Here is a 23,914-nt window from a genome sequence, read left to right on the forward strand (position 1 = left end):
TCGACCACGCCGACGCGTACTGGATCACCCCGGACGGTCGCATCGAGACCAACTTCTGGACTCACACAGAGGGATGGCATCAGCCGTTCTCCATCGCGCCGCCCGGCAGTGCCGCTCCCGGGGCGATCGCGACCCTGAGTCGTGCCGTCGACCACGCCGACGCGTACTGGACCACTCCGGACGGTCGCATCGAGACCAACTTCTGGACTCACGCAGAGGGATGGCACCAACCGTTCACCATCGCACCACCCGGCAGCGTGGCCAAGCGCTCCTAGGTCGAGCTGACCGATGCCGAGTGGGAGCTTCTGGAGCCGTCTGCCGCTTAGTCGGCGGACGGCTCCAGCTCCGCAGCGATCACCGGCGGGCGCTCTGAGCTTGTCAAGCGTTCTGGCTGGTGAGCGTCTTGTAAGCGGTTGGGGAGTGTTGCATATGTCAGCGATATGCCGTGCTGTCTAGCCTCCAGGTATGCGCGTACTGATCGTGGAGGACGAGCCTTTCCTGGCCGAGGCCGTGCGTGACGGTCTGCGGCTGGAGGCGATCGCCGCCGACATCGCCGGCGACGGTGACACCGCCCTGGAACTGCTCAGCGTCAACTCCTACGACCTCGCGGTCCTCGACCGCGACATCCCCGGTCCCTCCGGCGATGAGGTCGCCCGCCGAATCGTCGCCTCCGGCAGCGGCATCCCGATCCTGATGCTCACCGCCGCCGACCGGATCGACGACAAGGCCTCGGGGTTCGAGCTCGGCGCCGACGACTACCTCACCAAACCGTTCGAGCTTCGGGAGCTGGTCATGCGGTTGCGGGCGCTGGACCGCAGGCGCGCGCACGCCCGGCCCCCGGTCCGGGAGATCGCGGGGCTGCGGCTGGATCCCTTCCGCCGGGAGGTCTTCCGCGACGGACGCTACATCGCGCTCACCCGCAAGCAGTTCGCCGTGCTGGAGGTCCTGGTCGCCGCCGAAGGCGGTGTCGTCAGCGCCGAGGAGCTACTGGAGCGGGCCTGGGACGAGAACGCCGACCCCTTCACCAACGCCGTCCGCATCACCGTCTCGGCACTGCGCAAACGACTCGGCGAACCATCGCTCATCTCCACGGTGCTCGGCGTCGGCTACCGCATCGACACCGGCGTCGACCCCGCCCGCCCCGGCGACGCTCATGAATAGGCGCCCAGGGCTCAGCGTCCGGCTGAAACTCACCATCAGCTACGCCGGATTCCTTCTGCTGGCCGGTGTCGTCCTGCTCGCCGTGTTCTGGGTGTTCGTGCTGCGCTGGCTCCCGACCGACGACCCCGGGGCCATTCGCAGGGCGGTCGGCAGCGTGATCATCCTCGGGCACAACCGCTCCGACCTCCTGCGCGGCTTCGCCCCCGCCTCGGTCGCGGCACTGGCGTTCCTGCTGGTGTTCGGCCTGCTGGGAGGATGGGTCCTCGCCGGCCGGATGCTCGCGCCGCTCACACAGATCGCAGACGCGGCGCAGATGGCCTCCCACGGATCGCTGTCCCACCGGATTCGCCTGGAAGGCCCCAGGGACGAATTCCGCGAACTCGCCGACGTGTTCGACACCATGCTCGAACAACTCGAATCCCACGTCGCCGAGCAGCAACGTTTCGCCGCGAACGCCTCGCACGAACTGCGCACCCCGCTGGCGATCTCGCAGTCACTCCTCGACGTCGCCCGCAAAGACCCCGCACGGGGTCAGGGGGAGCTCATCGAACGCCTCCACACCGTCAACACGCGGGCGATCGAGCTCACCGAGGCCCTGCTGCTGCTCAGCCGCAGTGGCCGCGGAAGCTTCACCCGCGAGCCCGTCGACCTGTCCCTGGTCGCCGAAGAAGCCACCGAAACGCTGCTTCCCCTCGCCGAACAGCGTCAGACCACGCTCGATGTCACCGGCGAGCCCACGAAGACCGTCGGCTCCGCGCCGCTCCTGCTGCGGATGGCGACCAACCTCGTCCAGAACGCCATCGTCCACAACCTCCCCACCGGCGGCACCGTGACGGTCCACACCGAATCCCAGCACGACGCGAGCGTGCTGCGGGTCGAGAACACCGGCCATCGGCTCCCACCCGAACTGGTACCGACCCTCATCGAGCCCTTCCAACGCGGAACGACGCGCATCCGCACCGACGAGCACGCCGGCGTCGGCCTCGGGCTGGCCATCGTGCACAGCATCATCCGAGCCCACGACGGGACCCTCGACCTCGCCCCCCGCCCCACCGGCGGCCTCACCGTCACGGTCCGGCTTCCCGCCACACCGCAGGCGGCGTCTCCGAACGAGGCCCACTAGGTTCTGCCGTCGAAGTCCATAAAGGCGGCCCGGTTGCGCACCTGGTCGGCACGCTCAGGAACCGTCATGTCGATCCCGTGTGCCGCAGGAGCGCCCGGCTGCTGTAGACGTTGTCGGCCACCAGGTGGTCGGGCGGCGTCCGGATCTGTTCCAGCACCGTGGCGAACATGGTGGAGTCCACCGCTACAAGCCAGATCAGCCACTCGTACTGCTTGACGAATCACTTGCCCGTGTTGTCGCCCCACCACCGGGACCACCGCTCGCCGAGCAGGGTGTACGCGTCCTCGTCCAGCTGGTAGGTGCTCAACAGGGCCATCGACGTGCCCGCCGGTTCGGTCGTGGAGGGGCCGGTGCCTGCGATGATCAGCAGGCCTTCGCCCCAGGAGTCCACCGTGACCCCGAGCTGGTGCTCCGAGCGGAACCACACCTCACCCTCGATCGACTCGCCGGCGAGGGTCGCGGTGTAGCGGCTGCCCGGTTCGCTCGCCGCGGCCAGCCCCAGGCGTTCGATCACGGTGCCCGAGTACGTGCCGCGATCGCCGAAGAACAGCGTGCGCCGCCGCTCGCCGGGCTTGCGCTCGAGCGCGAAGCGCAGTTGGTGCAGGAAGGAGATCCAACCCTCGGTGACGTCGTCGTAGTAGGCGTCCCACTCGGGATCGCCGCTCAGCGGTGCGCGGACGAGCGTGACGCGGACGAAACCCTCGCCGTCGCCCCGCACCTCGAACCGGTCGCCGCCGTTGGCGAGGAACGTGTGCGTCTCGATGTCCTCGGTGACATCGGTGAAGTAGATCGAGTCGATCTCGGCTTCGAGCTCACCGGACTGCCAACCGTGCCACTGCCTGATCACGTCCTTGTCCCGCAGTGCCCGCCAGGCGGCGTCGACGGTGGTCGCCACCCGCACCTCCGGTCGCGGCGTGCCGGTGGGCTGGATGTCGCTCATGGACTCTCTCCCTCATCGCTGGTCTTGCCGGTCGGCCTGGGGGTGGGGTGGCCAGCGACCACCACGCGGTACTGGCGACCGTCGCGCGTGTCGAACCGGGCCGCGATCTCCCGCAGCGCTTCGGTCAGCTCGTCGGTGAACCGGTGGACGTCCGCCGGACTGGCGAACCGCACCTCGGTCTCGGCGGTGAAGGTGAGCAGGCGCTTGCCCGCTTCGTCCGCCTTGACCTGCATCCGTGCGACGTCGCGGACGGTCGCCGCGGCGACGTCGACCAGGTGCTCGGCGGCGTACTGGTCCTGGATCAGGCTGAGCTGCTCCGCCGGGGAGTCCTGGTCGTGGCTCATCACCGTCGGGTCCACCACGACCGCGCCGGGCCGGGCGCGCATGATGCGCTCCAGGCACCCGCGGCGCCTCCGCTCCTCGACCAGCTCGATCAGGCCCGCGGTCTCCAGCGCCCGCAGGTGGTAGTTCACCTTCTGCCTCGGCAGGCCGAGCGCCGCCGCGAGCTGCGTCGCGGAGGCGGGTTCGCGCAGCTTGGCCAGCAGTTTCCTGCGCAACGGGGCCAGCACGACCGCCACCGTGTCCGGCTCGTCGAGGTAGTTGATTCCGCTTTCCACGCAACCCATCGTTCATTTGACAGAAAAATTTGTCAAATCGTTCGCATGAACAGGGCCGCAGGCGGAGACGAGGGTCGACGAGCATCGGAACGAAGATCCGCGCTAGGTTCCGCCGTCAAGGTTCCTGGCCACATCAGCAGGACGGCCGGGGCGACGACGGCCTGTCGGGGCCAAGCGGGTGGCGATGCCGCGCCAGTGTTTGAGCTGGTGGAAGCAGCGTTCCCTCTGTCGTGACATGTGTGGACCTCGGGGGCCAAGCCTGGGGACCGCCCACCGCGTGAGCCGCGACGAATCCGGCCCGCGATGTGGTCGGCGCGTTCGGGGACGGTGGCCCCGATCCCGCGCCGCCGCAGACGGCAACGGAGGGCCCGGCTGCTGTGGCCCTGGTCGGCCACCATGTGGCCCGGCCGCGTTCGAGGCCGTCCCGGCCCCGCACGCCGCGCCCGGATCCGGTCCGGCTCGCGCACGCGCTGGCGGTGGCACGGTGCTGGACCGGCCCTCCGCCGAGCTGTTCATCGGGGCAAAGATCCCTCATGCTCCCCAGCCGAACGGGCGGAACGGTCCCCGCCGACGCCTCGTTCGGGGCCTGTGCGTCGCCGGTCCACATCGTCAACGGTCAGTGGGTGATCGGGCACGCCGGTGTCATCCTCGGCAATCACGACGACCTGCCGTTTTTCGTCGAACGCGCGGTGCAGACCATCACCAGTCGGCGCTGACGCACGGCCAACGCGGTGCGGGATCCAGACGGGCGACCGGCACGTCTGTAGGGGCAGCGAAGAGATCGTTGTGACCTGCGGGCGGACTCCGCGGTCGAACGGAGTGGAGGTGGCGTGCTCAGGGAGTGGCATGGCTGGGTCGGCACGTTCACCGGCGTGGTGGTCGTCACGGTGGCCGTGCTTCCGTTGGCCGCGTCGGCGGTGTGGGCTCTGGCGCGACGCCGGAACGCCACCGGCACCACTTCGGCGTGGCGGATGTCGCTGGCCGAGGTCGGCATCGTCTACGGGACGGCGCCGTGGGTATGGATGGTCATGTTGCCGGGCGAGCGGGCCGGTGCCGTTCCCGGTCGGCTGAGCCTGGTACCGCTGCGGGACCTGCTCACGATGGACGCGGTCCAGGTCGTCGGCAACCTGCTGGTGTTCGCGGCGCTGGGATTCCTCGCTCCGCTGCGGTTCGGCGCGCTGGCGTCGGTACCGCGGGTCCTGGCGCTCGCGGCGGGCTGCTCGGTCCTGGTCGAGGCCGCGCAGTACGTCCTGCGACTGGACCGGCTGTCCTCTGTGGACGACGTGCTGCTCAACACCGCCGGCGCCGGGCTGGCCGCGCTGGCGTCGCGCCGCTGGTGGCGCGCGACGGCCACCGCTTCGTCAGGTCGACCTCGATCGGCTCCGGTATCGGGACGCTGAGCCGCCGCCCGCACCTGACCATTCTCGGCTTTGGACCGGCGCGGGCGGGGCCGGCCTGGGCGTGGTGGTCAGCTGGTGTCGATGGAGCGTTGCTGGCCGGGGTACCCGGGCTTCTGCTCGGGGACGCCGACCATCTCCTCGTCGCGCGTGGCCACGGTGGCGGGGTCGGGCGGGCCGGAGGCGGGGGCGGTCGGGTCGTCGTCCGGCTCCTGGTCCACGGGACGGTCGATCGCGCCTCCGGCGTTCACGCCCTGCGGCTCGATGAGGTTGTCGTCGCCGTTCGGCTCTGGATCGTTGTGGTGCGACATGATCCGCCCCTACCCGACGGCATCGAGGGAAACCCGCCCAAGCGCGTGCCTCGCAGGGAACGGACGGCATCCCCGGCGTCGCCGTCATCGGCACCGGCTGGAGCCGCGTCGCGTTCCTCTCGTAGACTCCCTCCGGATGAGCGGCGCGTTCGCCGGGTGCTGTGCGGGCTGGCGCGTAGCCCGTCGGCTCCGGGGGAGGAGCTGGAGCGGCTGGTCCGGGAGCACGGCGAGGACACCTCGGTCACGCCCCTTCTGGTGGAGCATCCCAACTTCCCGCCCCGGGCGTTCGTGCGGCTGGCCCGGTCGGACGACCCGCGTCTGCGCCAATGGGCGCTGAAGGGCGAGGACCTGCCGGCCGCGCTCGTCGGCACACTGGCCTCCGACCCCGTCCCGTCCCTCCGCCGCCGCGCCGCCGGGCACCGGAACCTGCCGGTCTCCTGCCCGCCGTCGCTGCTCACCGACGATGATCCGCAGGTGGTCGAAGCCGCGGGCGCCGCACCCGGCCTTCCCGTCCTGACGGCGGCCGTAGACTGCGGCCAGGGCGGGCGGATCGCCGGGACCCGTATCCGGTGACCGGCGCCTGCGTTCCAGATCCCCGGAGCATCTCCGCCCGGCACGGTGTCCGCGTCCCGACGACCCCACCGAACCGGATTCGGTCGCCGGAATCCATGATCGTGCGGGCGTGACGGCGGGGCCCCGGGCCAGCGTCAACTGATCCATCGCACAGATTTGGGCGGCAGAGGTTGGTGGGCGTCCACTGCCCACCGGCGCCCGCTGGTACATAGGGTCTGATCAAACATGTCTCCGGTGCCGGCCGCCGCCCTCGAGCACGTTCCTCCTGTCCGCGACCGAGTGAGGGGCACCGCGCTGTCGACGGAGCCGAGGGAGGTCTCGTGGTGGGGAGCGCGGTCAGCCGACTCCGGCGGGATCCAGACGACCAGCAGCGAGATCAGGGAGGGTTCGGCCGCGTGTTCCGTCGTGTCGCCATCGTCAACCGTGGTGAGGCAGCGATGCGCCTCATCCAAGGCGTTCGGGATCTGGTCTCCGAGACCGGGACGCCGATCGAGACCGTCGCGCTGCACACCGACGTCGACCGCGACGCGACGTTCGTGCGCGAGGCCGACATCGCCTACGACCTCGGGCCCGCCGCCGCGCGTCCCTACCTGGACCTGAAGGTCCTGGAACGCGCCCTGGTGGAGACCGGGGCCGACGCCGCGTGGGTCGGCTGGGGCTTCGTCGCCGAGGACCCGGCGTTCGCGGAGCTGTGCGAGCGGATCGGGGTCGCCTTCGTCGGGCCGAGCCCCGAGGCCATGCGCCGGCTCGGCGACAAGATCGGCGCGAAGCTGATCGCCGAGGAGGTCGGGGTGCCGGTCGCGCCGTGGAGCCGGGGCGCGGTCGAGAGCCTGGACGCCGCGCTGGCGGCGGCCGGCCGGATCGGCTACCCGCTGATGCTCAAGGCGACCGCGGGCGGCGGCGGCCGGGGCATCCGCGTGATCAGGGACGAGTCCGAGCTCGCCGACGCCTACGAGCGCACCAGCCAGGAGGCCGCGCGGGCGTTCGGCAGCGGCGTGGTGTTCCTGGAACGCCTGGTCACCGGGGCCCGGCACGTCGAGGTCCAGGTGATCGCCGACGGCCAGGGCACCGCGTGGGCGCTGGGCGTGCGCGACTGCTCGGTGCAGCGCCGCAACCAGAAGATCATCGAGGAGTCGGCCTCGCCGGTGCTCGACCCCGAGCAGGTGGCCGAGCTCAAGGGCTCCGCCGAACGGCTGGCGATCGCGGTCGGCTACCGGGGCGCGGCGACCGTGGAGTTCCTCTACCACCCCGGTGACCGGCAGTTCGCGTTCCTGGAGGTCAACACCCGGCTGCAGGTCGAGCACCCGATCACCGAGGCCACCACCGGGTTCGACCTGGTCAAGGCGCAGCTCCATGTGGCGGCGGGCGGCCGCCTGGAGGGGGAGCGGCCGGTCGAGCGCGGCCACGCCGTCGAGGCCCGGCTCAACGCCGAGGACCCCGACCGCGACTTCGCGCCGTCCCCGGGCCGCATCGCGCGGCTGGAGCTGCCGGCCGGGCCCGGCATCCGCGTGGACACCGGGGTCAGCGAGGGCGACACCATCCCCGCCGAGTTCGACTCCATGATCGCGAAGATCATCGCCTACGGCCGCGACCGCGCCGAGGCGCTGGGACGGCTGCGCCGGGCGATGACCCAGACCAAGGTGGTCATCGAGGGCGGCACCACCAACAAGAGCTTCGTGCTGGACCTGCTCGACCGGCCCGAGGTGATCGACGCCAGCGCCGACACCGGCTGGATCGACCGCGTCCGCGCCGCGGGCGGGCTCGTGTCGCACCGGCACTCCGCCGTCGCGCTGGCGGCCGCGGCCATCGACGCCTACGAGGAGCAGGAGCGCGCCGAGCAGCAGCGGCTGCTGTCGACGGCGTCCGGCGGGCGCCCGCAGGTGCAGCACGAGAGCGGACGGCCGCTGGACCTCAAGCTGCGCGGCGTCGGCTACCGCGTGCGCGTGGCGCGGGTGGGGCCGCACCGGTTCCGCGTCGGCATCGAGGCGGGCGGCGACCCGCACACCGCCGACGTCGAGCTCGACCGTTTCGACCGGTACTCGGGGCAGATCGTCGTCAACGGCGTGCGCTACCGGCTGCTCACCGACACCCACGGGCCGGTCCACCTGATCGAGGTGAACGGCGTCACCCACCGCGTCAGCCGCGACGAGGGCGGCGTCGTCCGCTCGCCCGCGCCCGCGCTGGTCATCGCCACGCCGCTGGAGGTCGGCGACGAGGTCGAGGCGAACGCGCCGGTGCTGGTGCTGGAGAGCATGAAGATGGAGACGGTGCTGCGGGCGCCGTTCCGGGCGCGGGTGAAGGAGTGCGTCGTCTCCGTCGGCAGCCAGGTCGAGACGGGCGCGCCGCTGCTGCGGCTGGAGCCGGTCGGCGACGACGAGGTCGCCGAGGCCCCCGTCGCCGCCGTCGAGCTGGACCTGCCCGCCGCGCCCGTGGACGTCCCGGCGCGCGACCGCCTCGCGCGCGGCCTGGAGGACCTGCGCTCCCTGCTGCTGGGCTTCGACGTCGACCCGCACGACGAGCGCCGGATGCTCGACGACTACCTCGCCGCGCGCCGGGCGGCCGCCGGGGAGGGCCGCCGGCCGCTGGCCGAGGAACTCGGCCTCATCGAGGTGTTCGCCGACCTGGCCGAGCTCGGCCGCAACCGGCCGAACGGCGAGGACGCCGCTGACAAGGGCCACCTGCACAGCGACCACGAGTACTTCCACACCTACCTGCAGAGCCTCGACGTGGAGCGGGCCGGGCTGCCGGAGGCGTTCCAGGGCAGGCTCGCCAGGGCGCTCGGGCACTACGGCGTCACCGAGCTGGACCGCTCTCCCGAGCTTGAGGCCGCGGTGTTCCGGATCTTCCTGGCCCGGCAGCGCGCCGCCGCGGACTCCGCGGTCGTCGCGGCGCTGCTGCGCTCGTGGCTGCGGGAGCCGCCGCCGGACGCGTTCGTGTACGAGTCGGCGGGCCTGGCGCTGGAACGCCTGGTGGCCGCCACGCAGGGGCGCTTCCCCGTGGTCGCCGACCTGGCGCGCGGCGTGGCGTTCACCTGGTTCGCGCAGCCGCTGCTGCGGCGCAACCGCGCCCGCGTCTACGCCCGGGTCCGCGAGCACCTGCGCCACCTGGACGCGCACCCGGACTCGCCGGACCGCGCCGAGCGCATCGCCGAGATGGTGCGCAGCACCGAGCCGCTGGTGCGGCTGCTGGGCCAGCGGCTGCTGCGCGGCGACCGGGACAACTCGGTCATGCTGGAGGTGCTGACCCGCCGCTACTACGGCAACAAGGGCCTCACCGGCGTCCGCGCCGTCGAGCACTCCGGCTGCCGGTTCGTGGTCGCCGAGCGCGAGGGCTCCCGGCTGGTCTCCTGCGCCGTCGGCTTCGACGCGCTGGGCGGGGCGCTGGACGGCCTGGCGGAGCTGGCCGACGGCGGCCACCCCGTCGACGCCGACATCTACGTGTCCTGGGAGAACCAGCCGGAGGACTCCGACGCGATGGCGGCCGCGCTCCAGGAGGCCGTCGGCGCGCGCCCGCTGCCGCCCCAGGTGCGGCGGATCACCGCCACCGTCGCCGGCAGCCGCCGCGCGGTGATGCACCACCACTTCACCTTCCGGCCGTCGAGCACCGGGATGGCCGAGGAACGGCTGATCCGCGGCCTGCACCCCTACATCGCGCAGCGGATGCAGCTGGAGCGGCTGAACGCCTTCGACCTCACCCGGCTGCCGTCGTCGGACGAGGAGGTGTACCTGTACCGGTGCGTCGCGCGGGAGAACCCGTCCGACGAGCGCCTCGTCGCGTTCACCCAGGTGCGCGACCTGACCGCGCTGCGCGACCACGACGGGCGGCTGGTGACGCTGCCGACGGCCGAGTACACCGTCGCGGCCTGCCTGGACTCGATCCGCCGCGCGCAGTCGCGGCGGCCGTCGAAGAAGCGGTTCAACACCAACCGGATCGTGGTCTACGTGTGGCCGCCGAGCGAGATGACCCGCGAGGAGCTGCAGACGATCGCCGACCGCGTGCTGCCGACGGCCCAGGGCGCCGGGCTGGAGGAGATCCTGTTCATCGCGCGGCGGCGCGACCCGCGCACCGGCGAGCTGCACAAGGTCACCGTGCGGGTGTCGTTCGACGCCACCGGCGGGACCGCGCTGACCGTCGGCGAGCCCGCCGACGAGCCGGTCCGGCCGCTCGACGACTACCGGCTGAAGGTGCTGCGCGCCGCGGCCCGCAACACGGTGTACCCGTACGAGCTGACCGGCCTGCTCGGCGACTTCGTCGAGCACGACCTCGACGGGGACCACGCGCTGGTGCCGGTCGACCGGCCGAGGGGACGCAACACCGCGGCGATCGTCGCGGGCGTGGTCACCACCCGCACCCGGCGCCACCGGGAGGGCGTGACCCGGGTCGTGCTGCTCGGCGACCCGACCAAGGCGCTGGGCGCGCTGTCGGAGCCCGAGTGCCGCCGCGTGATCGCCGCGCTGGACCTGGCCGAGCGGATGGGCGTGCCGCTGGAGTGGTACGCATTGTCGGCCGGGGCCCGGATCTCCATGGAGTCGGGCACCGAGAACATGGACTGGGTGGCCGCGGCGCTCAAGCGGATCGTGGAGTTCACCCAGGCCGGCGGTGAGATCAACATCGTGGTCGCGGGCATCAACGTCGGCGCGCAGCCGTACTGGAACGCCGAGGCGACGATGCTCATGCACACCAAGGGCGTCCTGGTGATGGTCCCCGAGTCGGCGATGGTGCTGACCGGCAAGCAGTCCCTGGACTTCTCCGGCGGCGTGTCGGCCGAGGACAACTTCGGCATCGGCGGCTACGACCGGGTCATGGGCCCCAACGGGCAGGCCCAGTACTGGGCCCCGGACCTGGCCGCCGCCCGCGACGTGCTGATGGCGCACTACGACCACACCTACGTCGCCCCCGGCGAGGACGCTCCGCGGCGCGCGGAGACCACCGACCCCGTCGACCGCGACGTCCGCGACTTCCCGCACTCGGCGGAGGGCAGCGACTTCGCCACCGTCGGCGAGATCTTCTCCGCCGAGGCCAACCCGGACCGCAAGAAGCCGTTCGACATCCGCACCGTGATGCGGGCGCTGTCCGACCAGGACCACCCGGTGCTGGAGCGCTGGGCGGGCATGGCCGACGCCGAGACCGCGGTGGTGCAGGACGTCCACCTCGGCGGCATCCCGGTGTGCCTGGTCGGCATCGAGTCGCGGTCGGTTCCCCGGCGCGGCTTCCCGCCCACCGACGGGCCCGACGCCTACACGGCGGGCACGCTGTTCCCGCAGTCGTCGAAGAAGGTCGCGCGGGCGATCAACGCGGCGAGCGGGAACCGTCCGCTGGTGGTGCTGGCGAACCTGTCGGGCTTCGACGGCTCGCCGGAGTCGATGCGCAAGCTGCAGCTGGAGTACGGCGCGGAGATCGGGCGCGCGATCGTGAACTTCCGCGGCCCCATCGTGTTCTGCGTGATCTCGCGGTACCACGGCGGCGCGTTCGTGGTGTTCTCCAAGGCGCTGAACCCGAACATGACCGTGCTGGCGCTGGAGGGGTCGTTCGCCTCGGTGCTGGGCGGCGCGCCCGCCGCCGCGGTGGTGTTCTCCGGCGAGGTCAACGCCCGCACCGCCGACGATCCGCGCGTGCGCGACCTGGAGGCCCGGATCACCGCCGCCACCGACGCCGACCGCGCCGCGCTCACCGCCGAGCTGACCGCCGAGCTCGACGAGGTGCGCGCCTCGGTGCGCGCGGAGAAGCTCAGCGAGGTGGCCGCCGAGTTCGACCGCGTGCACAGCATCCGGCGCGCGGTCGAGGTCGGCTCGGTCGACGCGGTGATCGGCGCCGCCGAGATGCGTCCCCGGATCATCGAGGCCATCGAGTCCCGGCTGGGCTGAGCCCGGGCCGGGATCCGGCCCGCCGCTCGCGGGAGCACCGCCCGGGTGCTCCCGCGAGCGGTTCCGGCGTCGCGCGTCAGGTGGGCCCGGTGGCCCAGCGGCTCAGGTACGCGGGGTGGTAGCTGCGGCTCCGGGTGGTCAGCCGGTGTCCCCGGCGGATGGGGGAGCCCCGGTGGGCGAGGTCGCTGTCGATGACCAGCAGGGTGCCCGCCGGGCCCTCGACGGGGATCTGGCCGGTCGTGAACTCCGGGGTCTCCAGGCGGGTCTCGGCCGAGGCCGGCAGCACGAGCCGCCGCCGGTTGTCGCGCTGGAGCTCCTTGGCGTGGCGGTGGGAGCCGGGCAGGCAGTGGAACGCGCCGTTGTCGGCGGTGGTGTCGGTCAGGTAGAGGAAGAACTTCAGCTGCGGCATGCGGTCGTAGTGGACCCGGTGGGCGAGGTGCTCGGTGCCCACCACGTCCATGACGATCATGAGGTCGTGGTTGAAGACGTACGGCTCGCCGCCGAAGAACAGCTCGGCCACCCGCCGCATCCACGGCCGTTCGAACACGGAGGCCAGGGCGGGGTGGTCGGCGGCGGCGCGGGCGCGTTCCACCCGGATGCCGTTCCCGTCGGGATAGCTGCTCAGCGCCTGGGCGTGGTCGGGGTGCGCATGGAGAGCCTCGCGGGCCTCGTGTTCGGCGGCGGACAGCTCCCCGGCGTCGTCGAGGTAGCGCGGGAGGAGCGCGATGCCGTGTTCGGCCAGCGCCTTCGTCACGGCGTCGGGGTCCGGTCCGGTGAGCTCGAACGGATGTCCGGTCATCCGTCCCACTCCTCTCTGGGGGTGAAGGGGTTCGGCCGGTGGGCCCGTGCGGGGGTCGCCGGGTCCAGCCGCATCAGGGTGAGGGGCTTGGCGGGGATCGGGGCGGTGAGCAGCGCCCGCCGGTCGGCGCGCGCGAAGGGCGTGTCGGGAAGGGCGTCGTAGGCGTGGCGGACCTGGGATCCGATCGCGTCCCACAGCCGTTCGGCCGGTGCGTGCGAGGCCAGGGTCGTGACCAGCCCGGCCAGTGTCGTGGCGACGAACGACCCGAACAGCTTGGCGTGCAGGCCGCGGGTGTCGGCACGGAGGCGTTCGGGGAGGTCGTGTCCGGCGAGCCCGGCGGCGTCCAGGCGTCCGGGGTGGACGCGGACGTCGGCCAGGTCGCGGTAGACCAGGCGTGCGAGACGGTCGCCGTCGAGGACCAGCAGGAGGTTCTGTTCGTGCGCCTCCAGCGCGACGCCCCACGCCAGCAGGGTGACCAGCGGGGGAACCGCCAGCGCGGCGAAACCCGCCAGCCACGCGGCCGGGTCGTCGCCCGCCAGCGCGCACAGCGGCGGGCATCCGCCGTCGCGGGGCCGCGCGGTCAGGGCGGCGATCGGCAGGACGGTCTCGCCCGGGCGCGCCTCGGGGACGTCGCGGATCACGGCGGCCAGGTCGGGGCTCGGCTCGCCGCCGACCAGGACGGCCGCGGTGGCGCGGGTGGGTTGCAGCCGCAGCGGACCGTCGAGGCGGTCCACCGCGTTCCGCAGGAAGTCCGACACCGCGACGCCGGACCGCGTCGAGCCCGCCGAGATGTCCCGCACCGACGAGGTGAGCTGGGTGCTCAGCGCGGTCTTGACCTGCCACGGCCTGCCGTCCAGGGCGAACGTCCGCAGGGCCATCAACGGATGCGCGGGCAGGGCCCCCGGCTGGTGGGGCGCCAGGCCGAGGCGGGGCAGGACATGGCGGGACTGCCAGGGGTGGAGCGGGAGCAGGAGGGCGTCGCCCTCGCGCAGCTCGGCGGGCCAGGAGCCGCGCGCCAGGCACGCGTCCGGCGGCACCGCGAGCAGGTCGAGTCCGACGACCGGGCGGTGCTCGGGGCCGTGGGCCAGATGGTCGGCGGCGCGGAAGCCGGTGCGGTTTCGACAGCACGGGTGGAGGGGATGGCCGTCCACCACGCTCTGTTCGTGTTCGACCGGGGTGCGATGGGTGAACGGCGCCGCGGGGCCGACGGCGTTGGCGCGGGCCAGGGCGAGCCCGGCCACGCTGTGGTCGATCTCGGCCCGCAGGCGCTCGGCCTCGGGCCATGCCAGCGCCGCCAGCAGCCCGGCGGGGTGCTCGTGACGGCGGCCGTCCAACGTGACCGGCCGGTCCGCGGTCGGCTCGGGGAAGCACCAGTCCCCGGACGGCCCGGCCAGGCGGCGGCCGTCGGTCAGCGTCAGGACGGTCTCGGCCCCGACCCGGCGGCGGCCGGCGACCCTGGGCAGCGGATCGACGCACAGCCCGCGCCACAGCCGGGCGAGCACGCCCGCGCGCGCCCCCGGCAGGGCCGTCCGGTAGGCGTCGGCCAGGTCCGGGCGCAGGCCCGCGGCGAACTCGGTCTCAAAGGGCCTCAACAACGCGCTCCCGGTGGGTCACAGGACATGATTGCGACAACGTACGACCTGCCGTCAAGGAGCCCGAAAGCGGTGAACCCACTGGAACAGCACGCCGACACCATCACCGGCACAGCCATCCTCAACTGCCTCGGACGCGAGGCCTCCGCCGTGGAGGGGCGGGTGACGGTCGGCGACACCCATGTGACGATCGGACTTCCCCGCACCGGGACGGTGCTGCGCGCGCGCCGGGGACGGTGGATGTCGGATCCCGAACGGCGCGTCGGCGACCGCTGGCGGCCGCTCGACTGGCGGGAGCTCGTCACCCTGGTGTGCCGGGAGCTGACCCTGCACACGGGGGCGGCCCCGGAGGGGTTCGTCGCCGAGATCGCCCAGAGCCGGGCGGCGCTCGGCGCGATGCTGCGGGCGCGGGCGGAGGCGCCGCTGCCGGAGGAGCCCTACCGGCGCTCGGAGCAGGCGCTCGTCGCGGGGCACCGGTACCACCCGGCCCCCAAGGGGCGGGGCGGCGCCGCGGCGGAGCAGTGGCTGCCGTACACGCCCGAGGCGCACACGTGCTTCCCGCTGCGGCTGCTGGCCGTCCGCGCCGACGCCGTGGCGGAGGAGGGGACGGTCACGGGCCTGGACGGGGCGGCAGCCGCCGTGCCCGACGGATACCGGCCGCTGGTCGCGCACCCCTGGCAGCTCGACCTGCTGGAGGAGCGGTTGCGCGGCCTGTTCGAGGGCGGCGTGCTGCGCTGGGTCGAGGCCCGGCACCGGCCGGTGTGGCCGACCTCGTCGGTGCGCACGGTGTACGACCCGGCGGCCGACGCGTTCCTCAAGTTCAGCCTCGACGTGCGGATCACCAACGACATCCGGCGCATGTGGCGGTACGACCTGCGTTGGACCTCCCCGCTCGCCGGGCTGCTGGGGGAGGTGTTCGCGGAGGTGGGCGCGGTGTTCCCCGGCGCGGCGTTCCTGGCCGACCGCGGGTACCGCACGGTCGACGTCGGGGACACCGACGTGTACGAGGGGCTGGCCGTCCTGCTCCGCGACGGGGTGCGCGCCCACGCGCGGCCGGGGGTGACGCCGCTGCTGGCGGCCGGGATCAGCGAGGGGTTCCCGGGGAATCCGCTGGACGGGCTGGGCGCCGACGCGGCGCTGGGGTGGTGGCGGCGTTACCTGGCGGTCGTCGTTCCGCCCGCGCTGCACGCGTTCTTCCGGCACGGGGTGGTGCTGGAGTGCCACATGCAGAACGTCCTGGTCGGCGTCGACGGCGACGGCATGCCCGTCCAGGCGTTCTTCCGCGACCAGGAGGGCGTCCGGCTGCTGGCCTCCCGCCACGCCGCGCTCCTGCGCGAGATCGACGGGCCGCACGCGAGGGAGCGGGGCGTGGAGACCGCCTCCGGCTGGCGGCGCCTGCAGTACTGCCTGGTCGTCAACCATCTGAACGAGATCGCGGGCGCCGTCGTCGAACGCCACCCCGCGCTCGCCGCCGACGTGTGGGCCGAGGCGCGGGCCGCGTTCCTGGCCTACGGCCACGACCACGGCACCGCGCGCGAGCTCCACGACCTGCTCACCAGCCCGTGCGTCCCCGGGAAGACGAACATGCTGCTGCGCTGGACCCGGTCCCACGGCTCGGCCGCCACCTACATCGACCACCCCAATCCGCTGCGTCTCCCCGCCGCGGTCACCGGGCGGTGACCGCGGCCCGCCGCGCCCGCAGGACGACGTCGCGGGTGTGGTGGGTGCCCGGCGGCGGGGGAACGGCCCGGGGACGGGTCTCGTCGACCAGGACGGTCCAGGTGTCGTCGAGCAGCGCGGCGTAGTCGGTGGGCTCGTAGTAGTCGTCGGCGTGGAAGCCGTGCTCGCCGTCCGGTATCTCGGTGCGGTCGTGGCCGACGACCAGGAGGGTGCCGCCGGGCGCGACGGCGGACAGCAGGGCGCGCAGCGCGGCGTGCCCGGCCCGGCGCGGCAGGGGGAAGTACTGGATCGACACCAGGTCGAACGACCCGGCGGGCGGGGGAGTCACGGTCAGGTCGGCGCGGGCCCACGCCACGTTGGGGAAGGCGCTCCCGGCCCTGGCGACGGCGCGTTCGAGCGCCACGCGGGAGATGTCGATCGCGGTGACCCGCCAGCCGCGCCCGGCCAGCCAGAACGCGTCGCCGCCCTCGCCGCACCCCACGTCGAGCGCCTGCCCCGGCGGCAGACCGGCCGCCTCGGCGACGAGGACCCCGTTGGGCAGGCCGCTGAACAGCTGCTCGCGGTCGGCGTAGCGCTCGTCCCAGAACGTCGCGTCCGTCATCATCGCTCTCCTCGGAGGGGTCGGCGTCGCTGACGGCCACGATCACCCACCGCATGCCAGGTTGACAAAATTCTTTGCCGAACCTGCAATTGACGGATGACGGACGAGTTCGACGCCGTGCTCGACGCGGTCGGCCCGCGCCTGCGCGAGCTGCGCCGGCGCAGCGAGATGACCCTGTCCGAGCTGTCGGAGGGCACCGGGATCTCGGTCAGCACCCTGTCGCGGCTGGAGTCCGGGCTGCGCAGGCCCAACCTGGAGCTGCTGCTGCCGCTGGCGAAGGCGTACCAGGTGCCGCTCGACGAGCTCGTCAACGCCCCGCCCAGCGGCGATCCGCGCGTCTACCCGCGGCCGATCGAACGGTGGGGCATGACCGTGATCCCGCTGACCCGCAAGCCGGGCGGGTTGCAGGCGTTCAAGCACATCCTGCCCGCGCGGGAGGCGCCCGCCGAGCCGGACCTGCGCTCACACGAGGGCTACCACTGGCTGTACGTCCTCAACGGGCGGCTGCGGCTGATCCTCGGCGACCAGGATCTCGTTCTGACGGCAGGCGAGGTGGTCGAGTTCGACACCCACCTGCCCCACTGGTTCGGCAGCGCCGGTCCGGAGCCGGTCGAGTACCTGAGCATCCTCGGCCCGCAGGGCGAGCGCTTCCACGTGCGGGCCCGCTACCGGCCCGCGCGCTGACGTCACCCGACCGCGAGGCGGAAGCGCCCGGCGAGGTCGGCGAGCCGGTCGGTGCTCTCGTTGGCGAACACCAGCCGCAGGTAGCGTTCCCCGGACGGGCCCCAGCCGTCCATGGGGGTGGCGGCCACCTTGCCGCGCCGCAGCAGCCGTTCCGACAGCGCGGCGGGGGTGAGCCCGAGCGCGGCGGCGTCCACCAGCAGCGACCAGCCGCCGTGCGGGCGGACGACCGGGTAGTCCGGAAGCTGCCGCAGGATCGTCTCGCAGCGCCGTCGCCACTCGGCGGTCGCGGCGGCGACGTCGCGGTCGGCGTCCGGGGCCCGCAGCGCCGCCGCCACCGCGTCCTGGGCCAGGCCGACCTGGCAGACGACGTTGGTGAGGCCGACCAGGCGGATGTCGGCCAGGATCGGGGCGGGGCCGACGACCCAGCCGACCCGCCAGCCGATCATCCGCAGCTCCTTGGACGCCGACCCGACGGTGATGACGCGCCCGGCCAGCGCGTCGTGCCGCGCCGGGTGGGCGGGGGAGCGGCCGTCGAAGCGGAGGCGTTCCATGGCGGCGTCGTAGATCAGCCAGGCGTCGTGGCGGTCGCACGCCTCGGCCAGCGCCGCCCAGTGGCCGTCGTCCAGCACCAGCCCGGTCGGCATGGCCGGGCCCATCATCAGCACGGCGGCGGTGGCGGGCCCGACGGCGGCGGCCAGGCGTTCGGGGTCGACGGTCCAGCCCTCCGGAGTGGGGCGGGCGGGCACGAAGCGGGGGACGCCTCCCGCCAGCCGCACGCGGTTGACCAGGCCCGCGTAGACGGGGTCGCACAACACGACCTCCCGGCCCGGCTCGACGGTGGCGAGGAGGGTGTTGAGGATGCCGTTGAGCCCTCCGGCGACGCCGACGCACTCGGTCTCCGGGTCGTAGAGCCGCCCGGCGATGCGGCCGACGTGCTCCGCCGCCGCCTCCCGCAGCGAACGGTGGCCGTGGAAGGGCAGGTAGCTGTTGGCCGCGTCGTCGCCGACGGCGGCCCGCGTCGCCTCCAGGGCGACGGCGGGGGGAGGCAGGTCGGTGTCCAGGTTCTCCAGGCGCAGCACGTCCGGATCGGCCAGGGCGTCGGCCGCCTCGCCGACGACGTCGACGCCGATCCCCGGGATGTCCCGCAACCGTGAAACCGACATCCGCCCTCCAAGGTGTTCGCTTTACTGGAATGTGCGTAACACCATAGTGGTACGCCGAGGCCGGGACAAGGCATCAGGACTCCGGGTGCAGCATGAGCAGGACGGCGCGGTTCCGGCGGCCGTCCCCCTCGTACACGTGCGGGAACTCCGCCTGCATCAGCAGTGAGTCGCCCTCGCCCAGGTCGACCGGCTCCGCGGCGGGACCGGCCGTGACGCCGCCCTCGGTGACCACGAGGCATTCCATGACCCCGGGCAGATGGGCGTCCGAGTGCTGGCGGCGCTCGGCCACCTCGATGTCGTAGACCTCGACGGTGCCGCGCAGCCTGATCCGGTGCAGCAGGCGCGCGGTGACCGCCTCCCCCTCCACGCGCGGCACCTCGTCGTCGCCCCGCACGACCCGCGTGGCCGACGCGGGCGGATCCAGCAGGTCCCCGAGCGTGGCCCGCAGCGCCGTCGCCAGCGCCCACAGCGTGCTCAGCGTCGGATTGCCCGCGCCCTGCTCGATGCCGTGCAGCGTCGTCTTGCTCATGCCCGCGGCCTCGGCGAGGTCGGCCAGGGAGATCTTGGCGGCGGTCCGCAGTCGGCGCACGTTGTCGCCGACGGTCCGCGCCAGATCCTGTTGTGCCAGCACAGTGGTCTCCACATACCGGTCGGGTGGGTCGTCGGCCAGTATCCCGCGCAACGCGAAAGCGACCCACGGGCGGCCGGGCCCGTGGGTCGCTTCGGCGGTCGAAGGTCAGTCCGTGCCGGTCTCCATCGCGGCGCTGTCGAGCAGCTCCTCCTCGGAGGGGGCCACCCCGCGCGAGGCGATCGCCTCGGCGCCGCCCTCGGGCATCGCGCCGATCAGCCCGGTCGCGGCGGCCTGCGCGGCGCCGACCGGCGACGCGTCGGCGCCGCCGACCATGCCGAGCCCGACGTACTGCTCCAGCTTGGCGCGGGAGTCGGCGATGTCGAGGTTGCGCATGGTGAGCTGGCCGATCCGGTCGACCGGGCCGAACGCCGAGTCCTCGGTCCGCTCCATCGACAGCTTGTCCGGGTGGTAGCTGAGCGCGGGCCCGGAGGTGTCCAGGATGGAGTAGTCCTCGCCGCGCCGCAGCCGCAGGGTCACCTCGCCGGTGATCGCGGCCCCGACCCAGCGCTGGAGCGACTCGCGCAGCATCAGCGCCTGCGGGTCCAGCCAGCGGCCCTCGTACATGAGCCGGCCCAGCCGCCGCCCCTCGGCGTGGTAGGTGGCGAGGGTGTCCTCGTTGTGGACGGCGTTGACCAGCCGCTCGTAGGCCGCGTGCAGCAGCGCCATGCCCGGCGCCTCGTAGATCCCCCGGCTCTTGGCCTCGATGATCCGGTTCTCGATCTGGTCGGACATGCCGAGCCCGTGGCGGCCGCCGATGGCGTTGGCCTCCAGCACCAGGTCGACGGCGGTGGGGAACTCCTTGCCGTTGATCGTCACCGGCCGGCCCCGCTCGAAGCCGATCGTGACGTCCTCGGTGGGGATCTCGACGTTCTGGTCCCAGAACCGCACCCCCATGATCGGCTCGACGATCTCGATGCCGGTGTCGAGGTGCTCCAGGGACTTGGCCTCGTGGGTCGCGCCCCAGATGTTCGCGTCGGTGGAGTAGGCCTTCTCGGTGCTGGCCCGGTAGGGGAGGTCGCGGGCCAGCAGCCACTCCGACATCTCCGTACGGCCACCGAGCTCGTTGACGAACTCGGCGTCCAGCCACGGCTTGTAGATCCGCAGCGAGGGGTTGGCGAGCAGGCCGTACCGGTAGAACCGCTCGATGTCGTTGCCCTTGAAGGTGGACCCGTCGCCCCAGATCTGGACGTCGTCCTCCAGCATCGCCCGCACCAGCAGGGTGCCGGTCACCGCCCGCCCGAGCGGGGTGGTGTTGAAGTAGGCCCGGCCGCCGGACCGGATGTGGAACGCCCCGCAGGCCAGGGCCGCGAGACCCTCCTCCACCAGGGCCGCCCGGCAGTCGACCAGGCGGGCGACCTCGGCGCCGTACTCGGTGGCGCGCCCGGGCACGGAGGCGATGTCGGGCTCGTCGTACTGGCCGAGGTCGGCGGTGTAGGCGCACGGCACGGCGCCCTTCTCGCGCATCCACGCGACCGCGACCGAGGTGTCGAGACCGCCGGAGAAGGCAATGCCGACGCGTTCGCCGACAGGGAGGGAGGAGAGCACCTTGGACATGAGTAAGAGTATGCACACTAATGAATGAACATGCAATGCCGTTCTTGAAGACGGTGTGTTCCGCGTGCGGCGGCGCACGGCCCCGGCGGGCGGCATGACATGCACTCCGGGCCTATGGCAAAGGGGTTCGGGCCGCTTCACCCGGCCGACGGGACGAGGCCGGAGGCAAGGCTGAGCGGACGCATCACCGGGCGACGCCACGCCCGCCCGTCCGTGTCACGTCTGGACACGAAGGGGCCGTCAACGTCGTGGCGCTGCCGCCGGACGGCCGTTGGCTGACCATGCGCCCGCTGGCGTCCCGTCCGCCTCGCGGATCTCCGCTATCCCGGCCGGATGAACGGCGTCATCCGGCCCCGGCGGGCGAAGGGGAACGTTGGCCACCACCTGCGGCGACCGCAAGATCAAGGCTGGAAGGTGTCGCCTGCCCGCGCCGTCCGGTTCTGCCCGGCGCCCTGCACGGCGTCGCCGCCGTCCTCGCTGGACGCTCCCTGGCCATTGCCGGTGACGATCGTGTCGTTCGCTTGGTGGGGCATCACCGCCGTGGCATGCGGCTCCGGGGCGGGTCAGCGGCCGGTGTCCGCCTCGGGGCGGGTGGCGGCGACGACCAGGGAGATCAGTTCCTCGTGGACGTCCTGGAGCGGGCGGGCCGAGCTCTCGGCGCGGGCCAGGATCATCGCGCCCTCCACGGCCGCCAGCATCACGGTGGCCAGCCGGGTCGCGCGGGCCGGGGGCGTTCCGTAGTGGACCAGCGCCTCGGCCGCCGCCTCCTGCCAGGAACGGTAGGCCGCCCGGCACGCCTCGGTCAGCGCCGCCGAGGCCGGTACCGAGTCCAGGGTGACGGTGCTGACCGGGCAGCCGTTCAGGTAGCCCGTCTCGACCAGCCCGCCCGCCAGGTGCTCGACCATCAGGCCGCAGAACGTCTCGACGTCGGGGGACTCCTCGACGGAGGCGGCGATGAGTCCGGTGTACTCGGCGGCGGCCTCGGTGATCGCGGCGACCGCCAGCTCCTCCTTGCCGCCGGGGAACAGGAAGTAGATCGAGCCGCGCGGGGCGCCGCTGGCGGCCACGATCTCGCTCATGCCGGTCGCCTGGTAGCCCTGGCGTTGCAGCAGCTCGCGGGCGGCCCTGATCAGGCGCTGGCGGGAGTCGGAACGCGGTCGGGCCATGGCTCCACAATACTATGATGACCGTTCCACTTAATGGGGGGAGAATGATGAAGGTCTTCGTCACCGGGGCCACCGGGTTCCTGGGCGGGCGTGTCGTCGACGGGCTGCTGGCCGAGGGGCACCGGGTACGGGCGCTGGTGCGGAACCCCTCCCGCGCTCCGCGGGGCGTCGAGGTGACCCGCGGCGGGCTGGCGGACGTGGCGTCGTGGGAGGCGGACCTGGACGGGTGCGAGGTGGTCGTCCACCTGGCGGCGGTCGTCTCCACCTGGGAACGCGGGGACGAGCTCTCGCGCGTCAACGTCGAGGGCACCCGCGACCTGATCGCGGCCGCGAAGCGGCACGGGGTGCGGCGTTTCGTCCACATGAGCAGCGAGTCGGTGCTCCAGGAGGGGCGGCCGCTGCTGGACATCGACGAGGGCCACCCGGCGGCGGACCGGCCGAGCTCCCGCTACGGCGCGGCCAAGCTGCTGGCCGAGCGCGCCGTGCGCGCCCACGCGAGCGAGATCGAGACCATCACGCTGCGCCCGACCTTCATCTGGGGCCCGGGGTCGGCGCACGTCGCCGGGTTCGTCGCCCGCGCCCGGGCCGGGAGGCTGCCGCTGGTCGACAGGGGCCGGGCGGTCGTGGAGCACGTCCACGTCGACAACGTCGCCGCCGCGACCGTCGCGGCCCTCACCGAGGGCGCCCCCGGAGGGACCTACTTCATCACCAACGGCGAGCCCATGCCGGTCCGGGACCTGCTCGGCGGCATCCTCGGCGTGTTCGACACCGCGCTCCCCACCCGTTCGCTCCCCGGCCGCCTGGCCTACGCGGCGGCGGGCGCGGGGGAGTGGCTGTGGCGGACGCTGCCGCTGCCCGGCCGCCCCCCGGTCACGCGGTTCGAGGTGGAGTTCCTGGCGCTGCCGCGCCGCTACGACATCACCCGGGCCCGCACCGAGCTCGGTTACGTTCCGGCGGTCACCTTCGCCGACGGCCTGAAGACCCTCGGCACCGCACGCTGAGCCGGACGGCCCGCCGCCCGCCGCCCCCAGGCGGTGGGCGGCCCTTCTCCGAGATTGCCCGATCGGGACGGTCGCCTCTTCGGCGAGGCGTGCTGCCGTTATCTTCCGTTCATGGCGAACGCGTCCTGGAACGCGGCTCGCCCACGGCAGGGTGACCGAGATTCCGGGAAGAGCCGATGGTCGTGCACATCACCGCCGACAACTGGGCGGAGACACGTGAGTACCTGCGGAGACGCTCGGCGCGGTTCACCGCCCTGGCGGTCCGGGCCGCCGCGACGCGCCGCCGGGCCACGGCCGACTGGTCGGTGACCGACACCGCCGCCCATGTCGCGACCCTGGCGCGGGCGTGCTCCGGCCTGGTCGACCCCGGCCACGCCCCCAGCCCGTTCACCGGCTTCGGCGACCTGCTGGAGCGGACCGTCGTCGACACCGTGGACGAGTTCAACGAGGTCCTTCTCGAACGCCTCCCCGGCCGGGCCCCTCACGAACTGGCCGACGCGACACGGCACGACGTGGACCACATCCTGCGCGTCACCGAGGGCGCCGACCCCACGGCACCGGTGTCCTGGCTGGGCGGATCCCGGGTGCCGCTCGCGGGGGTGCTGGCGCACCTGCTCAACGAGTTCCAGGTGCACGGCCGCGACATCGCGAACGCCGCCCGCCTCCCCTGGCGGGTCCCGCCCCGCGAGGCCGCGCCGTTCTTCGAGCAGTTCCTGGTCGGCGTGACCGACTACGGCTACGGGAGGCTGCTCGACGGCCACGGCCCGCCGCCGAGGGGCCGGGTGGCCGTCGAGTTCCGCTCGGAGCACACCACGCCCGTCACCATGGCGCTGACCGACGGGTTCGCCACGGTCGAACGTCCCGACGGCGAGCCGGACGTCCGCCTGTCCTTCGACCCGACCGTCCTCAACCTGATGCTGTTCGGCCGCGTGAGCAAGGCCCGCGCCGTCCTGACCGGGAAGGTCGTCATCCGGGGCCCGCGCCCGTGGAAGCTGCCCGGCTTCCTCCGCATCGTGCGCCTGCCGTCCTGACGGCGGAGCCCCGCGCATCGCCCCCG

The 23,914-nt window shown here is 73.0% G+C and carries 22 protein-coding genes; 11 read left to right on the plus strand and 11 right to left on the minus strand.

The genetic code is table 11. From position 1 onward, the window contains the following. The 3 genes from AKI01S_RS51595 to AKI01S_RS06125 all read left to right on the plus strand — a co-directional run. A partial coding sequence (locus AKI01S_RS51595) for a hypothetical protein (protein ID WP_218009563.1) occupies nucleotides 1–275 on the plus strand: 275 nt, incomplete at its 5' end. Nucleotides 276–465: 190 nt separating this feature from the next. After that, nucleotides 466–1,161: a response regulator transcription factor gene (locus AKI01S_RS06120; protein ID WP_067812782.1), complete on the plus strand. Its 696-nt coding sequence runs from the start codon at nucleotides 466–468 to the stop codon at nucleotides 1,159–1,161. 82 nt (nucleotides 1,162–1,243) lie between these two features. Then, complete coding sequence (locus tag AKI01S_RS06125; protein ID WP_281185883.1) at nucleotides 1,244–2,284, plus strand: sensor histidine kinase; 1,041 nt, start codon at nucleotides 1,244–1,246, stop codon at nucleotides 2,282–2,284. 220 nt (nucleotides 2,285–2,504) lie between these two features. On the opposite strand, the gene AKI01S_RS06130 is transcribed toward AKI01S_RS06125, so the two are convergent. After that, entirely contained in the window at nucleotides 2,505–3,224 is a 720-nt protein-coding gene (locus AKI01S_RS06130) for a hypothetical protein (RefSeq protein WP_067812784.1), read from the minus strand. After that, nucleotides 3,221–3,841 carry a winged helix-turn-helix domain-containing protein gene (locus AKI01S_RS06135; protein WP_067812785.1) on the minus strand — a complete coding sequence of 207 codons (621 nt, stop codon included), beginning with the start codon at nucleotides 3,839–3,841 and terminating at the stop codon, nucleotides 3,221–3,223. The genes AKI01S_RS06130 and AKI01S_RS06135 overlap by 4 nt, the downstream gene beginning before the upstream one ends. Before the next feature lie 533 nt (nucleotides 3,842–4,374). Here AKI01S_RS06135 and AKI01S_RS06140 point away from each other — a divergent pair. Further along, nucleotides 4,375–4,557: a hypothetical protein gene (locus AKI01S_RS06140; protein ID WP_067812786.1), complete on the plus strand. Its 183-nt coding sequence runs from the start codon at nucleotides 4,375–4,377 to the stop codon at nucleotides 4,555–4,557. Nucleotides 4,558–4,671: 114 nt separating this feature from the next. Next, the gene (locus tag AKI01S_RS06145) at nucleotides 4,672–5,241 is read left to right on the plus strand and encodes a VanZ family protein (RefSeq protein ID WP_067812787.1); all 570 of its coding nucleotides are present in this window, start codon (nucleotides 4,672–4,674) and stop codon (nucleotides 5,239–5,241) included. Between the two features lie 68 nt (nucleotides 5,242–5,309). Here AKI01S_RS06145 and AKI01S_RS06150 read toward each other — a convergent pair whose 3' ends face one another. After that, nucleotides 5,310–5,549, minus strand: coding sequence for a hypothetical protein (locus AKI01S_RS06150; protein ID WP_067812788.1), 240 nt, complete (start codon nucleotides 5,547–5,549; stop codon nucleotides 5,310–5,312). A gap of 156 nt (nucleotides 5,550–5,705) precedes the next feature. Here AKI01S_RS06150 and AKI01S_RS06155 point away from each other — a divergent pair, with 156 nt between their 5' ends. Both AKI01S_RS06155 and AKI01S_RS06160 read left to right on the plus strand, forming a co-directional pair. Further along, nucleotides 5,706–6,122, plus strand: coding sequence for a hypothetical protein (locus AKI01S_RS06155; protein ID WP_067812789.1), 417 nt, complete (start codon nucleotides 5,706–5,708; stop codon nucleotides 6,120–6,122). A 395-nt stretch (nucleotides 6,123–6,517) separates the two neighbouring features. Then, nucleotides 6,518–11,986 (plus strand): ATP-binding protein, encoded by a 5,469-nt coding sequence (locus AKI01S_RS06160; protein ID WP_067812790.1) that lies wholly within the window; start codon nucleotides 6,518–6,520, stop codon nucleotides 11,984–11,986. Between the two features lie 76 nt (nucleotides 11,987–12,062). Here the strand turns inward: AKI01S_RS06160 and AKI01S_RS06165 are convergent, their stop codons facing one another. Further along, a complete protein-coding gene (locus tag AKI01S_RS06165) occupies nucleotides 12,063–12,785 on the minus strand; it encodes a phytanoyl-CoA dioxygenase family protein (RefSeq protein ID WP_067812791.1) in 723 nt (240 codons plus the stop codon). Beyond that, a complete protein-coding gene (locus tag AKI01S_RS06170; protein WP_218009564.1) occupies nucleotides 12,782–14,377 on the minus strand; it encodes an IucA/IucC family protein in 1,596 nt (531 codons plus the stop codon). Before AKI01S_RS06170 ends, AKI01S_RS06165 begins: the two co-directional genes overlap by 4 nt. Nucleotides 14,378–14,449: 72 nt before the next feature. Between AKI01S_RS06170 and AKI01S_RS06175 the strand changes: the two genes are divergently transcribed. Then, nucleotides 14,450–16,057 carry an IucA/IucC family protein gene (locus AKI01S_RS06175; protein WP_067812793.1) on the plus strand — a complete coding sequence of 536 codons (1,608 nt, stop codon included), beginning with the start codon at nucleotides 14,450–14,452 and terminating at the stop codon, nucleotides 16,055–16,057. Here the strand turns inward: AKI01S_RS06175 and AKI01S_RS06180 are convergent. After that, nucleotides 16,044–16,658, minus strand: a complete 615-nt coding sequence (locus AKI01S_RS06180; RefSeq protein WP_067812861.1) for a class I SAM-dependent methyltransferase — start codon at nucleotides 16,656–16,658, stop codon at nucleotides 16,044–16,046. The genes AKI01S_RS06175 and AKI01S_RS06180 overlap by 14 nt on opposite strands. A 96-nt stretch (nucleotides 16,659–16,754) precedes the next feature. Here AKI01S_RS06180 and AKI01S_RS06185 point away from each other — a divergent pair, with 96 nt between their 5' ends. After that, nucleotides 16,755–17,342, plus strand: a complete 588-nt coding sequence (locus AKI01S_RS06185; protein WP_067812794.1) for a helix-turn-helix domain-containing protein — start codon at nucleotides 16,755–16,757, stop codon at nucleotides 17,340–17,342. Nucleotides 17,343–17,344: 2 nt separating this feature from the next. Here AKI01S_RS06185 and AKI01S_RS06190 read toward each other — a convergent pair whose 3' ends face one another. From AKI01S_RS06190 to AKI01S_RS06205, 5 genes are all read right to left on the minus strand, one after another. Next, the gene (locus tag AKI01S_RS06190) at nucleotides 17,345–18,505 is read right to left on the minus strand and encodes a pyridoxal phosphate-dependent aminotransferase (RefSeq protein ID WP_067812795.1); all 1,161 of its coding nucleotides are present in this window, start codon (nucleotides 18,503–18,505) and stop codon (nucleotides 17,345–17,347) included. A gap of 73 nt (nucleotides 18,506–18,578) precedes the next feature. Beyond that, nucleotides 18,579–19,136: an XRE family transcriptional regulator gene (locus AKI01S_RS06195; RefSeq protein WP_157419691.1), complete on the minus strand. Its 558-nt coding sequence runs from the start codon at nucleotides 19,134–19,136 to the stop codon at nucleotides 18,579–18,581. A gap of 105 nt (nucleotides 19,137–19,241) precedes the next feature. Next, the gene (gene argG, locus AKI01S_RS06200; protein ID WP_067812796.1) at nucleotides 19,242–20,690 is read right to left on the minus strand and encodes an argininosuccinate synthase; all 1,449 of its coding nucleotides are present in this window, start codon (nucleotides 20,688–20,690) and stop codon (nucleotides 19,242–19,244) included. A gap of 401 nt (nucleotides 20,691–21,091) precedes the next feature. After that, entirely contained in the window at nucleotides 21,092–21,223 is a 132-nt protein-coding gene (locus AKI01S_RS54170; RefSeq protein WP_281185888.1) for a hypothetical protein, read from the minus strand. Nucleotides 21,224–21,253: 30 nt separating this feature from the next. Then, nucleotides 21,254–21,856, minus strand: a complete 603-nt coding sequence (locus AKI01S_RS06205) for a TetR/AcrR family transcriptional regulator (RefSeq protein WP_067812797.1) — start codon at nucleotides 21,854–21,856, stop codon at nucleotides 21,254–21,256. A 44-nt stretch (nucleotides 21,857–21,900) separates the two neighbouring features. On the opposite strand from AKI01S_RS06205, the gene AKI01S_RS06210 reads away from it, so the two are divergent. Continuing rightward, the gene (locus tag AKI01S_RS06210) at nucleotides 21,901–22,857 is read left to right on the plus strand and encodes an NAD-dependent epimerase/dehydratase family protein (RefSeq protein WP_169813913.1); all 957 of its coding nucleotides are present in this window, start codon (nucleotides 21,901–21,903) and stop codon (nucleotides 22,855–22,857) included. 176 nt (nucleotides 22,858–23,033) lie between these two features. After that, complete coding sequence (locus AKI01S_RS06215; protein WP_083999012.1) at nucleotides 23,034–23,888, plus strand: maleylpyruvate isomerase N-terminal domain-containing protein; 855 nt, start codon at nucleotides 23,034–23,036, stop codon at nucleotides 23,886–23,888. Nucleotides 23,889–23,914: the final 26 nt, after the last annotated feature.

This window comes from Actinomadura kijaniata NBRC 14229 (assembly GCF_001552175.1).
Classification (GTDB): Bacteria; Actinomycetota; Actinomycetes; order Streptosporangiales; family Streptosporangiaceae; genus Spirillospora; species Spirillospora kijaniata.

Bases quoted from the DNA above. Each gene is read 5' to 3' on its own strand.
- AKI01S_RS06165 (WP_067812791.1), bottom strand. From the start codon at position 12,785: ATGACCGGACATCCGTTCGAGCTCACCGGACCGGACCCCGACGCCGTG.
- AKI01S_RS54170 (WP_281185888.1), bottom strand. From the start codon at position 21,223: ATGCCCCACCAAGCGAACGACACGATCGTCACCGGCAATGGCCAGGGA.
- AKI01S_RS06140 (WP_067812786.1), top strand. From the start codon at position 4,375: ATGCTCCCCAGCCGAACGGGCGGAACGGTCCCCGCCGACGCCTCGTTC.
- AKI01S_RS06150 (WP_067812788.1), bottom strand. From the start codon at position 5,549: ATGTCGCACCACAACGATCCAGAGCCGAACGGCGACGACAACCTCATC.
- AKI01S_RS06205 (WP_067812797.1), bottom strand. From the start codon at position 21,856: ATGGCCCGACCGCGTTCCGACTCCCGCCAGCGCCTGATCAGGGCCGCC.
- AKI01S_RS06190 (WP_067812795.1), bottom strand. From the start codon at position 18,505: ATGTCGGTTTCACGGTTGCGGGACATCCCGGGGATCGGCGTCGACGTC.
- AKI01S_RS06210 (WP_169813913.1), top strand. From the start codon at position 21,901: ATGATGAAGGTCTTCGTCACCGGGGCCACCGGGTTCCTGGGCGGGCGT.
- argG (WP_067812796.1), bottom strand. From the start codon at position 20,690: ATGTCCAAGGTGCTCTCCTCCCTCCCTGTCGGCGAACGCGTCGGCATT.
- AKI01S_RS06185 (WP_067812794.1), top strand. From the start codon at position 16,755: ATGACGGACGAGTTCGACGCCGTGCTCGACGCGGTCGGCCCGCGCCTG.
- AKI01S_RS06215 (WP_083999012.1), top strand. From the start codon at position 23,034: ATGGTCGTGCACATCACCGCCGACAACTGGGCGGAGACACGTGAGTAC.
- AKI01S_RS06130 (WP_067812784.1), bottom strand. From the start codon at position 3,224: ATGAGCGACATCCAGCCCACCGGCACGCCGCGACCGGAGGTGCGGGTG.
- AKI01S_RS06120 (WP_067812782.1), top strand. From the start codon at position 466: ATGCGCGTACTGATCGTGGAGGACGAGCCTTTCCTGGCCGAGGCCGTG.
- AKI01S_RS06180 (WP_067812861.1), bottom strand. From the start codon at position 16,658: ATGACGGACGCGACGTTCTGGGACGAGCGCTACGCCGACCGCGAGCAG.